A 15053-nucleotide genomic window follows, 5' to 3' on the forward strand; every position below is an offset into this window, starting at 1 on the left:
ATAAATCTTTTATCAGGATATAAATGTACTTTGACTACACTTTTATCAAGATGAGAAGAATTTCTTAATCTTCTATGCGTTGTTTTTCAACCCGTATTCCTATGTCATTTATTCCTTGCAATTTCTCGTCTTTCATTCCGCTCATTACCTTAATGGTATAATTGCCCGGATGCAAAGGACGTACGGATTTGACGAATGTTTCTGCTTGAAAAACGCTTCCCCATCCTTTTCCTGTCCATCTGCCTGTGGAATCGGCAAGGCTGATAGCGATAGTATCAGTACGCCACACCGTAGAATCCGGCATATTTTGAGAAATGAATAAATGCAAGTCATGATAAAGATAATCTGTCCTGTTACGGACTTCCGCGAATAGGCGGAAAGTGGTAGGAATACTATCAGTGATAGGAATAAGAAAAGAGAGTGTATCACTCTTTCCCCATCCTTCATTAGGAAGGGATTGGTAAGAGTGATACACAGTATTCTCGTCGTTACAGGCTGCTAAACAAGCAGCGAACAGACAAAATAAGCTATTCCTGAGAAGGCTTTTCATTATTATTCTGCGGTTTCTCCTGATTCTGATTTCTTTCCGGTCTTTCGGGTCTTTCTCCTCTTTCGGGTCTTTCCGGTCTGGGACGACGCTCCTGACCTTGCGGACGTTCCGGTCTTTCCTGATTTTGAGGACGTTCCTGATTTTGAGGACGTTCTTGTCCTTGTGGGCGTTCCGGTCGTCTGTTGTCGTTATTCCGTCCCTGATTCTGTCCTTGATTCTGTCCCCTGTTCCGGTTGTTATTATTGTTTCTCGGTCGGTTTTCCCTTTCCCCTCTGTTTCCGTTTTCTGACGGTTGCGAGCGGTTATCATTCTCCCGTTGAGGTTGTTGCGGACGGTTTCCACCCTCTGCCTGTTGCTGCGGGCGGTTGTTATTGTTGTTATTTCCTTTTTTCTTCTTCTTGTTATTCCGGTTTCCGCCATCCTTATTATTCCGGTTGCGGTCGAAACGGGTAAGGCTTTCCTGTTCCAGCAAATCCACCGGTTTCTTCGGTTCCGGCTTCTTCTCTTCTTCGACCAGGCTGTCCGGCTTCATCCCTTTTCTATTCATGGAGATAATCTCAAAAGCACGTTTACCGCTAATCGTAACCAAATTAGCAGGGAAGCTCTTGTCTGTAGAATAAGAAATCTGATTGCTCAGAATATCCGCCTTGAAGAAATAGAAAGTACCATCCTTTGTTTCCAGTTCAATCTCCTTGGAAGGAAGACGCTTTTGAGCTTCCACATAGCAGTCCACTTCATAATTCAGACAGCATTTCAGCTTCGCGCATTGTCCGGCAAGTTTCTGCGGATTCAGTGAAATGTCCTGATAACGGGCTGCACTGGTAGATACCGATACGAAACTCGTCATCCACGTAGCACAGCAAAGCTCGCGTCCGCAAGGACCGATACCGCCGATACGTCCCGCTTCCTGGCGTGCACCAATCTGCTTCATCTCGATACGTACACGAAACGCTTCCGCCAATACCTTAATCAGTTGGCGGAAATCCACACGCTCGTCCGCAATATAATAGAAGATAGCCTTGTTACCATCTCCCTGATACTCCACATCGCCGATTTTCATGTTCAGGCTCAGATTCAAAGCAATCTGGCGCGCACGAATCATCGTAGCATGCTCCTTACCTTTGGCTTCGTTGAATTTCTCCATATCCACCGGTTTGGCTTTCCGGTAAACGCGCTTGATTTCCGTATCCGCCTTGAAGTTTGCTTTCTTCATTTGCAGCGGAACCAGTCTGCCTGTCAGCGTTACTACACCAATATCGTGACCCGGAGCAGCTTCAACGGCAACTATATCCCCCTTTTCCAGTTTGATTTTATTGCTGTTGCGGTAATACCCCTTCCGGGTATTCTTGAATTGCACCTCTACCATGTCACTCTCTTCCGCATTGCCCGGAATATCAGCCAGCCAATCGTAGGTGTTCAGTTTCTTATCTTGTCGGGAGCACCCTTTGCAGCAAAGGCCGCCGCTCCCATTATGAAGTTTATATTCCATAGTTTATATATTTATTATTGCTTCAACAGTACAATCATCTTCAGCGAGAAGTCGAAGAATACCATTTTAGCATTTACATTCTGTTCTATATGTAGTTGCGCTTCGCTCAGTTCGTCCATGATACCCATCACATTCCGTTCGTTGACAAAAGGCGCAAAGCGGGTTGCAAAATTCTGTTCGTTGATAGTCATATACGTAAGGTCGCGTTGATGCAGGTTGAAGATAAAATTCTCCCGAATCATACGCTGGCAATATTCCAGAAGATTCTTCTGGCGTTCACGCCCCATGCCTGCCACTTGCTCGCTCCACATTTTCATCTCCCTGATTTTCCGTTGGTAAGACAAACGCATCAGGCTGACAAATAATTCGAAGAACAACTGGTTCTCTTCATTCAGATGAATAGACTCGAGTGCCTTGATAAAATTCCCGTTTGCCAGATGGGCGATAGAAATACTGTCGGCAGGCAAAATATTATATTTTGTCTGTAATACCCGGTCGATACTAGCTTCGTCGATCTTCCGCACATTCATACGTTGGGTACGGCTCAGGATAGTAGGCAGAATCATGTCCGGTGCTTCCGATACCAATAAGAAAACCGTCTTTTCCGGCGGCTCTTCAAGCAACTTCAGCAGTTTGTTGGCACACACCGGATGCATTTTCTCCGGCAGCCACACAATCGTAATCTTAAATCCCCCTTCACTGGATTTCAGACTAAGTTTTTTCAGAATCTCATCACTCTCTTTGGCATAAATCAATGCCTGTGAGTTCTCGGCATCCATCTCACCCAACCAGTGGTTTAGGTTAAAGTAAGGATGATTGATGACAAACGGTCGCCAGTCGGCAATATAATCATCGCATACTTCCTTTTTTCCCTTTGCGCTTTTCACGATAGGAAAAACGAAATGTACGTCCGGATGCACCAATTTATTGAATTTCACGCAGGACGGACACACACCGCAGGCATCAGTTCCGCCCCGGTTGGTGCAACTGATATAACGTGCATAAGCAATAGCCAGCGGCATTTTCCCGACCCCTTCCGGGCCGCAGATAAGCTGGGCATGTGGAATACGCCCCTCATTCACTTCCTGAATAAGCCGTTGCTTGATTTCTTCCTGTCCGATTACGTCTCTGAAAAACATATCAATAAATGATTTTGGCTACTTCTTTGATACTGTCTACGGCTCCGATAGAGTAGAAATGAATACTTGGTACTCCATGAGCCATCAACTCCTTGCACTGGGCTACACACCATTCGATACCTACTTGCTCGGCTTCCGCGTCATTCTTGCACTTCAACGCTTCTTTCACCAAGTCTTCCGGCAAATCCACTTTGAAAGTCTTTGGAATCATACTTAGTTGAGACAGCTTCTTGAACGGCTTGATTCCCGGAATGATAGGTATATTGATACCTGCCGCTTTCGCCTGCTCCACAAATTCAAAATATTTCCTGTTATCGTAGAACAACTGCGTCACAGCATATTCCGCCCCGTTCTCCACTTTTTTCTTCAGCCAGTAAAGGTCAGTCTCGATATTGGGAGCTTCTTCGTGCTTCTCCGGATAACAAGCCACCCCGTAAGAAAACGGCGTACTGCTGACTTTCATCTCCGAACCGTCCACAAAAATACCTTTATTGAAATTATTGATTTGTTCCTGCAACTCGATAGCATGATGATAACCGTCACCTTCCGGTGTAAATACCGACTCATGTTTCGCTTTGTCACCACGCAACACCAGTAATTCCGTGATATTCAGAAATTGCAGGTCGAGCAACACATACTCGGTTTCTTCACGTGTGAATCCGCTGCACAAAATATGCGGGACTACCGTAATATTGTATTTGTTCTGAATGGCGGCAGCCACGGCAACCGTTCCCGGACGCCTTCTCAAGCGGTTTCTCTGAAACAATCCGTTACCGAGGTCCTTATACACATATTCGCTGCGGTGGGTAGTGATATTGATATATTTCGGGTCAAATTCCCGAAGCGTATCGATTGTCTGATATAACTTTTCTATTCCCGTTCCTTTCAGCGGTGGAAGTATCTCGAAAGAAAAAGCAGTTTTCTTGTTGCTATGTATTAAATCAATTACTTTCATTCTTTTTTTGCTAATGTTCGTTATCTACTTGGATTAAACGTGCATATTGGGACAAAAATACGAAAAAAGAAAGATTTCTTCTTGATTTACTCTAAAATAGTTTTGTTTTTATCGTACTATTGTTGGACTTTTCTGTCTTTCGGCTTTCGATGTATTCCTGTGGCGTGCATCCGGCAATCTCCTTAAACTGTTTAAAAAAGGTGGTACGGCTCTTAAAACCGGAAATTGCATGAAGCGTATCGCAGTTGATAGTACCTTTGTTCAATTCGATCAGGTGAAGTATATACTCCACACGGAAACGGTTGATAAGTGTATAGAAATTCACCTCAAACTCTTTGTTGATAAAACGGGAAAGCGCATAATGATTTGTCTGCAACGCTTGTGCCACCTCTTTCAGCGAAAGTTCCGGATTCAGATAAGGCTTTTTATGATTAAAATATTCCAGCAATTGTATTTTGAGTTTTGCTTGCTTGTCATCCGTGGTGACAGATAACTCTTCCACTTCCTTGAAGCTCTTCTTCTTCGGCTCAATATCTACCGGAGGAATCGCGCTCTGGCGGGAACCATACCAGAACAGGGTCCACACGGCTCCCAAAGAAACGACATTGAACAGCATTTTGTATCCGGCGGAAGTGTTCACCATCCAGAGTATATCGAGGATGCCCATGATAATAAACAAATAAATCGTAATGCTCACCCACGAAAGGGTAATCCCTCCCACAAAAGAATAACTGTTGACGATAAACTTACGGTAATCACGGTAGATACGTAGTATAAAAACCCCCATCCAGGTATAAAAAACAAGGATGCCACAGATAGTCAGAAGGTGGAAAACCATCGGCAGCGAAGATAAATCTGCCAACCTGTGGATACCCTGAACCGGTTGAAAACGTGCCGAAAACGTGCCGGGCAACAGGACAAATAGAGAAAATAGCGCCCAGCCCCCACTAAAATAAAGCATATATTTCCGGGTAAGCAATTGGGGACGCATCAGTGAAACATAGTAAAACAGAATGACGATGGAATTTGCCGTTGAAAAAATAAAATTGACCGGGCGGAATATTTCGCTATGGCTCGCGCTGAAATAGCGGTCGAACAGGAAACTGGCAGCCATGCCGGTTCCTAATGTAACTAAGACGAGAGCCAACCACGTTTGCGAAGGAGTTCGCCGACGGTTGGCAAGTAGGGCGAATGCAGCCATAAAAGCACTCACGATAGGGGTATAATAAAGAAATATGCCCAAGTCTCCGTAATAATTCGTAATATTATTCATCTTGCTTACTGTTTATATGTTGTTTGTTTTCCAGTCTCTGGAAAACATGATCTATTTTCCTTCTCCGCCATCCTCTTTACACGTTGATAGCTGCGAAAATTGCTGAATCCTGCCAGGCAGGCGCGTTCCTCTTCGGGAAGGCGGGAGCAGGCCGGGTCGTTGCGCAACGCTTCCATTTCACGAAGGCGTAGCATATTGATATAACGGGAGAAATTCATTCCATATTCGCGGTTGATAAACCGGGAGATATACGTTCGGTTCGTGTGAAAAGCCTGCATCAGATCCGTTATCCGTAAATCGGGATTCAGATACGGGCGATGTTCATATATATATTTTTCAAACTTTTTCCGTTTATACGCCCGCTCCGATTCAGTTTCTTTTTCCATTTCCATTTCGGCATTCTCCTTTGATTCTGTCTCAATTTCTTCTCCCGGATAATAAATAACCACGAAATTCCCGACAGCCATATTGTAACAGACCACAGCGTGCTGCACTACCAGCAATAATTGGGGAATCAGCAGCAACAGCGACGCTATCAGTATCTTTTTGGAGAAAATGGCTGAAAGCAGAGAAGGAGGAACCAGGCTGAACGAAATCAGCAGCAAAAGTGTCACCCAAGCCAACGAAGTGCGGTCGGCATTGGCAGAATAGTCGGATATGGAACGGCGGTAAGCCAGCAACCGCCACCAGGCAAGGGCGGTGTAGGCTATGTTCCATATTCCCCGTAGCAGCAGGCGGGCGGTAAAGAAACGGGAGTAGGCTTCGTAACCGGGCGCAACTTCTCCCCGCGATGTGACAATATACACTTGCGTTTCAAAAGGCACGAAAGCCGACCATATGGCGAATGTGCCGACTATCACCAAAGGAAAAATATAGTGAACTCTTGAGAACGGTTTTTCTCCGGGCAACCGGGTAAGTGTATAGATAAATTGGTAGAAGATCACCTGGCTCCAAAATACAATCAGATAATAAAGGACATTGATACGCACATACAGCAAAGGGAGATAGACATAGACAAGCGAGCATATCCACCCTAAGCTCACCAACAGGAAGTATGACACCAGCAGGCGGTGCAGTGTTCCCTCTTCTGATTTGGCATGGGTATGGCGGAAAAGGACAAGCATAATTGCGCACCCCAATGAAGAAATAATGGGGGCACAAAAGCCGGTGTATTGCAAAAACTCTTTCGTAATCATGTCACTCTGCGTATTTAACTTTCCTGATTGTAAATCTTCTTTTTAATTCTAAGATAAGTCTGATAGTTGGGAAACCCGGCTTTCGCATAGAGTTTGGTTGCTGCTTTTTTCCGGTTACTGGGCAGGTTCATCAGCCGTTCGAATTCGCGAAGCCGCAGCCGGTTGATATATCCGTTGAAGCCACAGCCATACGTTTCATTGATAAAACCGGAAAGATAACTGCGGTTGGTGTTGAAAAGCTCCATCAGGTCGGACAACCGGAGTTGCGGATTCAGATATAATTTTCTCCCGATGACTTGCTGTTCAAAGAGTTTACGGTTGAGAGGTGCCGGTTCTACCTTCACGGGATCACCGGTTTGTGTCCAGCGGGTATATGTACGATGCCTTCCGCTACCGTTTCTTTGCTCGAAAAGTTGTTCCCTGGAAGGCATTTTCAGGGGAATAGGAGCAATAGTGAGTGGCAGGAAGAGCAATGACCTTCGATTGAAGGTGTGGCAACAGAGATGAATGGCCTGTATCCAGGCCGCGACAATCGCTATGGATAAAGCGGCTACCGCTACCCGGCGGCACGTCGTCAGGCAGAACGCTCCCGACCAAATGATGGAGAGACTGCATAGGAAAACGGAAATGTGGAACCATTTCTTCCATAAAACACTTTTTGGCCTGTTTTGACGGTAACATATTGTCAGCTTTCGGAAGACGAGCGACATATATAGGATGGCAAGGGCGAACTGTACCAACGGAATCGTTTTGAAGATAAAGGTAGTGACCGGATAACCGGCAACAGTCCTTTCTACCACCAATTGCAGGCGGATGGCGGGCGGGACAGTATAATAAAAGGTGCAAAAACCGAGAGCGGACAGAACCGGAAAGAGGTAATGTCTGCTGAAATGAGAAGTTTCCTTGTTCTCCGTATTGGTCAGCAGGTAAACGAAACGATAATAGAGGACGGGAGCTATGTAAAGGGAAAAAACAGTGAGTGGTAATATCTGTATGGTAATCTTCGGCAATGCCACTCCGGTAGCCACTCCGGTACCAATAAAAATAAACATCAGGAAATAACACATAAGCATCCTCTTAACATGCTTTTCACGGACGGTCACACTATCCTGTAAGGAAATAGCTTCAATAATCGTCCCCACTACTGCTGTAAAAAGCGGTACGAAACAAGTGAAAAGTAAGATAAGTGTTCTGTTGTCCATGAGGTTTGTGTATCTGTTTTGCAAATTTAATAAAATGAATAATACCTTCCTTGATTTATCTCAAAAAACACCTTATATGGGCTAAAATACAACCAGACGTACTAAAAAACGCAACCAGGCGTACTGAAACAACTAAACGTACTAAGAAAAATGTAAGATTTACTTTTTGATATAGGTTTTATTTACCTTTTTGTTAAGGGAACCCAAAGCATGCCTTTAACTTTGTTGTCAGATGATTTATATCCTATTGATACCCTATAAATAACATTACATATTTAGATTGAAACAAATAAAAATGAACCTTATGAAACAATTACAAGAAAAACTGCTGGCTCTGCTTCTTATATTCATATTATCCGGAGCAACAGCTTCCGCACAGAAAGCAGAAGACAGAGTAATCACTTTCCGTTTTCTTCCGGGCGAGGAGATGTTTATCCTTGCGGGCAATGAGACGGAACTTGAAAGGCTCTATGGATTGCTAGACCATCACAAGACGGAGATCGCGAAAGGTAACATGCCCGTTTATGTGGACGGCTACTGTGCTTCGCTGTCCACCACTAAAGAGAACCTGAACATGGCATTCGCCCGTGCCAATCGCGTGAAGTCGGAACTTATCATTCGCAAAGGGCTGAAAGAAGCGGATTTCATCACCGCCAATTACGCGCGTGCGTATGAGGATAATAAGGATATAGTGGTAGTGACGCTCCGTATCCCTTCGGCTAAGGCTATGCCGGAGAAGACACCCGTCAAAGAAAGAGTAAAACGGGAAGAACCTCAACTAAAACAAGGATGCGTGGAGCAAAAAACGGAAACCGCCGTGGAGCAACCATCCGAACCCTCCGCAGCGGAGCAACAGCCTGTCCTTGTATCAGAGCAACGCATCCGGGAGACGGAACAGCCTTATCGGTTTGCCGTCCGCACGAATGTGTTGTATGACGCCTTCCTGCTTCCTACGCTTGGCGTGGAGTGGCGTCTGAATGAGAATGTCGGCATCCGGCTGGACGGCAGCTTCTCGTGGTGGGGCGGTGAGCGTGATAAAGTACAGAAGATGTGGCTCGTCAACCCTGAAGTACGCTGGTACCTTTTGGATAAAAAACATTTTTACGCTGGAGTCTCGGGCAGCTATGGGGAATATAATATATATAAGTATATGTTGGGCGGTATCGTTTCAAAGGATACCGGCTATCAGGGTAAGCTATGGAATGCGGGCGTGACGTTGGGTTACCAATTATCCCTCTCCCGCAGTTTCTCCCTCGACTTCAACCTCGGCTTGGGCTATACCCGTTCCGAATATGACAGCTTCGGCATGACCGACGGGGTACGTGTCTATAAGGAACGGAACAAGACAAAGAACCTCTGGGGACCGACACAGGCAGGAATCAGTCTGATATGGACTATTGGAAACAACAAGTAGAACAATCTAAAAACGACAGATATGAAAAGAATAAAACAATATCTTATCATGGCAACCGCAACGCTGGCTCTCGCCGGATGCGACGTGAAAGACCCGATTTACAACACCGCGCACCCGGACAAAGGGCAAATCTCCCTTACAACGGACTGGACACGACGCACGACCGGCGTGGACATCCCAGCGAACTACACGGTGTCGGTCGATGAATACTCGGCAACCGTGAGCAATGTCACAAACACGCTCGACAACTTTTTTGAACCGGGTATTTACCATCTCCGCATCCATAACACGCCGGAACACGTTACCGTGAACGGTGCGACGGTTACCGTAGCCGGGGCTTCGGGCAACGTGGACGGAGTGGGGCTATTCATACAAGAAATGCCGGGCTGGTTGTTTACGGGCGTGACGGAAACTACGATAGAAGCGGACACCGACCACACCCTTACCGTTGCGATGCAGCAGCAAGTACGCCAACTGACACTCTTTATTACACCGACGGGCGGCACGACGGACCGGATAGAACATGTCGAAGGTTACCTTTCGGGAGCCGCCTCGACGCTGAACATGGATAACGGTATGCACGGTGCGCCGCTGAACGTGGCACTGGCGTTCACGAAAGTTACCGACGGCGCCAATGCCGGAAAATGGGCAGCCACGGTGCGCCTGCTCGGTGTGGCAGGAAGCCGGCAGAAGTTACACGCTAAAATCTTCTTCGAAGGCAACACTCCGAAACCTGTGTCGCTCACCGATGCCAACGGTAACGATGGCAGCGACCTGACGACGGCACTCACGGCCTTCAACGCTGACAAGATAACTCCGCTCTCTTTGGGCGGCGAGGTGGTGGAAACACCTACCGGTGCGGGATTCACCGCCACCATTACCGATTGGATATCCGTTTCGGGTAGCGGAACGGCAGACTAAATACAAAATCAAGCAAATAGTTATCAATTTAACAATATTAATATAAAAAGATGAATATGAAAAAGTTTATTTTACCAGCAGCGTTAATCGCCGTATGCGCCATTATCGTCTCATGTGAGAAGGATAATACACCAGTAAACAACGACGGTACGGTTCGTTTCACTTCGGGCGCCACAGCTACACAAACACGCGTAGCCATCTCCCCGCAAAATGAAAGCGTTTGGGAAGAAGGCGATCCTGTGGGAATCTATATGGTGAACAACGGTACGAGCGACGTATTGGAAAACGCAGAAAATATAAAATACACGGCTTCGGAAGCCGGAGCGTCAACCTCATTTACTTCTGCGGTACAGGCTATTTACTATCCGCTGGATGAAACGAAAAAAGCAGATTTCATAGCCTACCATCCTTATAAAGAAACACTGTCCGGCTTTGTTTATCCGGTAGATGTATCCAATCAGACATCGCAGACAGGCATCGACCTGATGTGGGCGGCAGCCGACAAGCAGGGGGCAGGATACAGCAAAGAGGATGGCAGGAACAACACATCCGTGGATTTGGCTTTTGACCATCAACTGGCGAAGTTGAGAATGAAAGTAACGAAAGCCCCAAATGTACTGGGTGAGATTGTCAAGGTGAACATCAACGGCATGAATACCACCGCCAGCTTCGACCTCAAAGGTTCGGGCGGGCTTACTGGTATGGGCAACGCGAAACCCTTTGAAGCATGCACCGTAACCGCCGGTTCCGTTTACGAAGCCATCCTGCTCCCCATCGGTTCTCTCGACGCGACGCATACAGTGACGTTCACCACCGACAAAAACGAAACCTATACGTGGAGTATGTATAAGCAGATAGCAGAATTGAAACCCGGCAAGATATATACGTATGATATCACCGTGGCAAAATATATGATAGAGGTTACCGGCAACATCAACAGTTGGACGGTAGGCGCTACAGGAGTCGGTAATGCCGAATAACAATCACTTAAAAATAAAAGAATTATGTTACGAAGAATAATTTATGCACTCATTCCCGCGGTTATATCCCTTTTTCTGTTTGCCTCATGCAGCAAGGACGATATGCCGGGAACAGAACCGGAGCAAACGATTCCTCCGCAAAAGATACATTTCAACATGGCTTATGCCACGCCTGACAACGGTGCAATCGGCACGCGCGTAGCCGTAAGTACGGATGGAAACTATACCAATACATGGCAGGAGGGTGACAAGGTAGGTGTCATGATCATAGACGATAAGAAGGGCTATAGCCCCATTAACAGAAACCTTGCACAAAACATGCCGATGACGTATAAAGGCGGACGTTGGGAATATACCCTGCCGGATATCTGCACCTATTATCCCAAAGATGGAACGTTGAGTTTCATTGCCTATTTTCCATATATTGAAGAGTTCTTCAATTTTTCTGATGTAGTAGTTAGTATTACAAGTTTGGAAGATTCCAAATATTTGCATTTTCTTCATGCCAAAAAGATGAGAGTTAGTAATACATCCGAACCGGTAACCCTCGAATTTTCTCCGTTACAGGCATGTATAGAACTGTCGGTGAAGGGAGGAAACGACCGGGTTATCACCGAGCTCCATGGGTGTGACATCGACTTCGAATTCTATGTGGAAACGGGGATGGTAAAGGGTCTTGACGTCATAAAGTCTTTGAAACTATCCCGCGTGGAGCAGCCCGGCGATGCGGATTATACGACACGCTACACCTACCGGGCGTTTATTATCCCGCAGACGATAGCTGCCGGGACGGAATTGTTCCGATTTAAGGACGGGGAGAAGCAATGGACTTACCGTACGACAGAAGAAATAAAGCTGGAAGCCGGACAGGTGAAACCTTTCGAGATTACCCTGAGGCCCAAATAGATTGCAAACGGCACGATACTCACCGGAATGGTCCGCTCTACCCGACGGATGGAGCCTTTTATCCGGATTTCGTTCGCACCCTGCGTCGTGACGGCGGGCGTTCGCTACGAAGCCATCCTGCTGCCTGCCGAATCGCTCAGCACCGGGCACATGGTGACACTCCACTATGCGAACGGCGAAGTGTACACCTGGAAGATGCATCAGCAGATACCGAAACTGGAAGCCGGGAAGATGTATGAGTATGATGTTACGATAACGAAACATGAAGTGAAGGGGATCTCCGGATGGGGTATTCGCTTAGTCGGTTTCCGCTATTCCTGTACAAAGCGAATCGCTTCGGCAGGATAATGAATGAAAGATAGTAAAAAAGATAAAAAAAGACATGAATGATTACATGGTTCTTATTGTTTCGACTATCGTCTGTTGTTCACTGGCGGCGGTACTCTTTATTTATCTGCATTACCGCCGCCGGGAGCGGAATAGCAACCGGTATATAGTGACGCATCTTCGTGAGCAGGACCGTTTGAGAAGCAAACTGGAACGCACATGTATAGAAAAAGAGGTGATCGAAAAGGTACTCATGACCTATTTCTCAAAAGCTGCTGAAAGTAGCGGTGCAGAGGATGGCAGTGCTCCGAGCTCTGCCGACTGTAAGAAGACGTAATAAGTATAAATATAACATGAATGAAATGAAGAATACCCAATAAAAAGGGCAGTAATGTACCTGTAAAAACTCCTATGCCGGACGGGAGCAAGTGTCCGGCAAGTTTTTCTTTAATTTTTAAATATAATAGTTATGAGAACAACAGAGAATGAAGGTTATACTCCAACACAACAGGAAATAGCCACTTCAGCCTACTTTGACACTATCAAAGACAATCAAGCAGCATTGCGCCAGTTCTTCACCGAAATGCCCAAAGGTGGCGATGTACATAACCATTTGACAGGTTCAGCTTATGCCGAAACTTACTTTGAGCTGGCTGCAAAAAAAAGTATGTACGTTAATCTGGAAACAGGCAGGCTCTATGCCCAAAAGCCGATAGATATAGAAACCATACAGCTTTCCAATGATATGGACGACTTGCATAATCACCGTATGGCACTTATCGACAAATGGAGCATCCGCAACTTCCAGCCCTACAAGTATCCCCTCGGTCCGGACGAATACTTCTTCGGCACATTCGGTTTGCTTTCGGCATTGACCGGAGACATTAATAACCTTGCCTACCTGATGCATGAACTGAAAGTTCGTGCTGTGAAAGAAAACGTGCAATATCTTGAAGTGATGGGGACTTCCCCCAGCGTTCCGAAAGACTGTTTTCTGGGTGATGACTACGAACAGTTTGATAAGCAACTGAAAAAATGTGTAAAAGAAGGGAATTATGAAGATGTTCAAGACACATTGGATGAAGTTTTCAACCTATTTGAAAAGAACGCAGAGAATACTGTTGAAACCTATATCCACTTTATAAATGAACTGGATGATACGAGCAACACGTTCGGCAATCATTTGGATGTGGACACCTCAAACCTTGTATGCCGTTATCAAGGCTATTCCTCACGCGGTAGTGAGCCTCTCAAGGTATTCGCTCAACTCTATGTAGTTCATAAAGCATGTTTGCAAACAGAATATAATGGCAAGGAGAATGTTCTGAAAGGATGTAACATCGTAGCCGCAGAAAATGGGGAGAAGTCGATGATGTATTATCGGTTGCACATGGAAATGTTCAAGCTGCTGAACGATAAATTCCCCAATGTCCCTACTTCACTTCACGCCGGGGAATTAACCATAGGGCTGATGCGCCCCGAACACCTGACCTATCACATAAGCCTTGCCATAAATACGGGTAAAGCCAACCGTATCGGGCATGGTGTAGATTTACCTTTCGAACAAGACAGCAATGATACATTGAAAATGATGGCAGATAGTAAAATACCGGTAGAAATCAATCTGACCAGCAACGAGTTTATCCTTGGTGTGAAGGATTCCGAACATCCCATCATGCTCTACAAAAATGCTGGTGTCCCTGTGATTATCTCTACCGACGATCCGGGGATTCTGCGTACATCGCTTACCGAACAATATACCTTGGCGGTATTACGCTATGGATTCTCGTATGAAGATATCAAGCTATTTGTTCAAAACAGTATTACTTATGCTTTTCTTGCCGATGAAGATAAGGCGTCCATAAATAAAGATATGAAGACCATGTTCGACGATTTTGAAAAGAGAATCTCTTCACGACATCCAGAGCCTGATGTTCCGGAAGGTGAGGATTGACCCTTGTCCGGTATATTCCGGCCACTAAACATTCAGATATGTGCCACCTGGTATAATCTATGGTGCTGTCTCGATAGCTTGAGGGCACGTATCTGAAGCCTGTAAAAAGACAAAACACCGGAACTCCGACCATATATATAGTTTGAGTTCCGGTGTAGTCTCTTATTATATTAGGATTTACTTATCGAGGAATGATTTTTTCATTCTTGCAATATCCGTCAGATAATCCTGCAAATCCTGTTCATGTTCTTCCTCTTCGGCAAGAATATGTTTGGCGATGTCGCAGGTAGTGAAATCTTTCCCATTGGTAAAATCTGCAATTTCCTGATAACGAAGGATTGCGCAGCGTTCGGAAGCTACATTATCTTTCAGCAAACTGACAGAGTCGAACCCCTGCGGAGCATCATATTTGCATCTTGCCAACTCGAACCATTGCTTAGGGTCGAGCACCGGAACTCCTTCCAGCTCGATGATACGGTCAGCGAGCAGTTGCGCATGTCTGCGCTCTTCTTCGGCATGTTCCTCAAATTCACCCTGTACATCGGCACGCATGGCACCTTCCACTACTAATGCACCTACCCAATATTGATAGTATGCCAACCATTCTTCAGCTAATGCTGCGTTCAACTGTGCGATTAAACTTTCTACATCTAGTTTCCCTTGTAGAATTTTTACACTTTCTCTAGCCATAATTTTTATGTTTAGGTTAATATGTTTAAGCTGCCTATGTAACAGACAGGGCGTGTT

Annotated in this window: 15 protein-coding genes; 7 read left to right on the forward strand and 8 right to left on the reverse strand. The window is 45.7% G+C overall.

All coding sequences use genetic code 11. The annotated features are described in order from the left end of the window. Positions 1-64: 64 nt before the first annotated feature. From gldH to BacF7301_RS08350, 7 genes are all read right to left on the reverse strand, one after another. Complete coding sequence (gldH, locus tag BacF7301_RS08320) at positions 65-550, reverse strand: gliding motility lipoprotein GldH (protein WP_167961894.1); 486 nt, start codon at positions 548-550, stop codon at positions 65-67. Then, positions 528-2039, reverse strand: a complete 1512-nt coding sequence (locus BacF7301_RS08325; RefSeq protein ID WP_167961896.1) for a PSP1 domain-containing protein — start codon at positions 2037-2039, stop codon at positions 528-530. Before BacF7301_RS08325 ends, gldH begins: the two co-directional genes overlap by 23 nt. Before the next feature lie 14 nt (positions 2040-2053). Further along, the gene (locus BacF7301_RS08330; protein ID WP_167961898.1) at positions 2054-3178 is read right to left on the reverse strand and encodes a DNA polymerase III subunit; all 1125 of its coding nucleotides are present in this window, start codon (positions 3176-3178) and stop codon (positions 2054-2056) included. A 1-nt stretch (position 3179) separates the two neighbouring features. Next, positions 3180-4133 carry a methylenetetrahydrofolate reductase [NAD(P)H] gene (gene metF, locus BacF7301_RS08335; protein ID WP_004304907.1) on the reverse strand — a complete coding sequence of 318 codons (954 nt, stop codon included), beginning with the start codon at positions 4131-4133 and terminating at the stop codon, positions 3180-3182. A 91-nt stretch (positions 4134-4224) separates the two neighbouring features. Continuing rightward, complete coding sequence (locus BacF7301_RS08340) at positions 4225-5406, reverse strand: helix-turn-helix domain-containing protein (RefSeq protein WP_167961900.1); 1182 nt, start codon at positions 5404-5406, stop codon at positions 4225-4227. Between the two features lie 5 nt (positions 5407-5411). Then, positions 5412-6602, reverse strand: coding sequence for a helix-turn-helix domain-containing protein (locus BacF7301_RS08345; protein ID WP_167961902.1), 1191 nt, complete (start codon positions 6600-6602; stop codon positions 5412-5414). A 14-nt stretch (positions 6603-6616) separates the two neighbouring features. Then, complete coding sequence (locus tag BacF7301_RS08350) at positions 6617-7804, reverse strand: helix-turn-helix domain-containing protein (protein ID WP_167961904.1); 1188 nt, start codon at positions 7802-7804, stop codon at positions 6617-6619. A gap of 304 nt (positions 7805-8108) precedes the next feature. On the opposite strand from BacF7301_RS08350, the gene BacF7301_RS08355 reads away from it, so the two are divergent. The 7 genes from BacF7301_RS08355 to BacF7301_RS08385 all read left to right on the forward strand — a co-directional run bounded on the left by BacF7301_RS08355 (position 8109) and on the right by BacF7301_RS08385 (position 14306). Then, on the forward strand, positions 8109-9218 hold the full coding sequence (locus tag BacF7301_RS08355; RefSeq protein ID WP_167961906.1) for a DUF3575 domain-containing protein: 1110 nt from the start codon (positions 8109-8111) through the stop codon (positions 9216-9218). Between the two features lie 21 nt (positions 9219-9239). Beyond that, positions 9240-10139: an LptM family lipoprotein gene (locus BacF7301_RS08360; RefSeq protein WP_167961908.1), complete on the forward strand. Its 900-nt coding sequence runs from the start codon at positions 9240-9242 to the stop codon at positions 10137-10139. A gap of 56 nt (positions 10140-10195) precedes the next feature. Continuing rightward, positions 10196-11119: a fimbrillin family protein gene (locus BacF7301_RS08365; protein ID WP_167961910.1), complete on the forward strand. Its 924-nt coding sequence runs from the start codon at positions 10196-10198 to the stop codon at positions 11117-11119. Positions 11120-11143: 24 nt separating this feature from the next. Further along, on the forward strand, positions 11144-12025 hold the full coding sequence (locus BacF7301_RS08370) for a fimbrillin family protein (RefSeq protein WP_167961912.1): 882 nt from the start codon (positions 11144-11146) through the stop codon (positions 12023-12025). Positions 12026-12052: 27 nt separating this feature from the next. Further along, positions 12053-12373 carry a fimbrillin family protein gene (locus BacF7301_RS08375; RefSeq protein WP_167961914.1) on the forward strand — a complete coding sequence of 107 codons (321 nt, stop codon included), beginning with the start codon at positions 12053-12055 and terminating at the stop codon, positions 12371-12373. Positions 12374-12407: 34 nt separating this feature from the next. Beyond that, positions 12408-12689, forward strand: a complete 282-nt coding sequence (locus tag BacF7301_RS08380) for a hypothetical protein (protein ID WP_167961916.1) — start codon at positions 12408-12410, stop codon at positions 12687-12689. Between the two features lie 132 nt (positions 12690-12821). Then, positions 12822-14306, forward strand: a complete 1485-nt coding sequence (locus tag BacF7301_RS08385; protein WP_167961918.1) for an amidohydrolase family protein — start codon at positions 12822-12824, stop codon at positions 14304-14306. Between the two features lie 177 nt (positions 14307-14483). Here the strand turns inward: BacF7301_RS08385 and BacF7301_RS08390 are convergent, their stop codons facing one another. Beyond that, positions 14484-14996, reverse strand: coding sequence for a ferritin-like domain-containing protein (locus tag BacF7301_RS08390; RefSeq protein WP_004304906.1), 513 nt, complete (start codon positions 14994-14996; stop codon positions 14484-14486). Positions 14997-15053 lie beyond the last annotated feature (57 nt).

Source organism: Bacteroides faecium (genome assembly GCF_012113595.1).
In the GTDB taxonomy this organism is placed as follows: Bacteria; Bacteroidota; Bacteroidia; order Bacteroidales; family Bacteroidaceae; genus Bacteroides; species Bacteroides faecium.

Excerpts from the sequence above, each read along its gene's own strand:
- gldH (WP_167961894.1), bottom strand. The coding sequence starts at position 550 with ATGAAAAGCCTTCTCAGGAATAGCTTATTTTGTCTGTTCGCTGCTTGT.
- BacF7301_RS08325 (WP_167961896.1), bottom strand. The coding sequence starts at position 2,039 with ATGGAATATAAACTTCATAATGGGAGCGGCGGCCTTTGCTGCAAAGGG.
- BacF7301_RS08330 (WP_167961898.1), bottom strand. The coding sequence starts at position 3,178 with ATGTTTTTCAGAGACGTAATCGGACAGGAAGAAATCAAGCAACGGCTT.
- metF (WP_004304907.1), bottom strand. The coding sequence starts at position 4,133 with ATGAAAGTAATTGATTTAATACATAGCAACAAGAAAACTGCTTTTTCT.
- BacF7301_RS08340 (WP_167961900.1), bottom strand. The coding sequence starts at position 5,406 with ATGAATAATATTACGAATTATTACGGAGACTTGGGCATATTTCTTTAT.
- BacF7301_RS08345 (WP_167961902.1), bottom strand. The coding sequence starts at position 6,602 with ATGATTACGAAAGAGTTTTTGCAATACACCGGCTTTTGTGCCCCCATT.
- BacF7301_RS08350 (WP_167961904.1), bottom strand. The coding sequence starts at position 7,804 with ATGGACAACAGAACACTTATCTTACTTTTCACTTGTTTCGTACCGCTT.
- BacF7301_RS08355 (WP_167961906.1), top strand. The coding sequence starts at position 8,109 with ATGAAACAATTACAAGAAAAACTGCTGGCTCTGCTTCTTATATTCATA.
- BacF7301_RS08360 (WP_167961908.1), top strand. The coding sequence starts at position 9,240 with ATGAAAAGAATAAAACAATATCTTATCATGGCAACCGCAACGCTGGCT.
- BacF7301_RS08365 (WP_167961910.1), top strand. The coding sequence starts at position 10,196 with ATGAAAAAGTTTATTTTACCAGCAGCGTTAATCGCCGTATGCGCCATT.
- BacF7301_RS08370 (WP_167961912.1), top strand. The coding sequence starts at position 11,144 with ATGTTACGAAGAATAATTTATGCACTCATTCCCGCGGTTATATCCCTT.
- BacF7301_RS08375 (WP_167961914.1), top strand. The coding sequence starts at position 12,053 with ATGGTCCGCTCTACCCGACGGATGGAGCCTTTTATCCGGATTTCGTTC.
- BacF7301_RS08380 (WP_167961916.1), top strand. The coding sequence starts at position 12,408 with ATGAATGATTACATGGTTCTTATTGTTTCGACTATCGTCTGTTGTTCA.
- BacF7301_RS08385 (WP_167961918.1), top strand. The coding sequence starts at position 12,822 with ATGAGAACAACAGAGAATGAAGGTTATACTCCAACACAACAGGAAATA.
- BacF7301_RS08390 (WP_004304906.1), bottom strand. The coding sequence starts at position 14,996 with ATGGCTAGAGAAAGTGTAAAAATTCTACAAGGGAAACTAGATGTAGAA.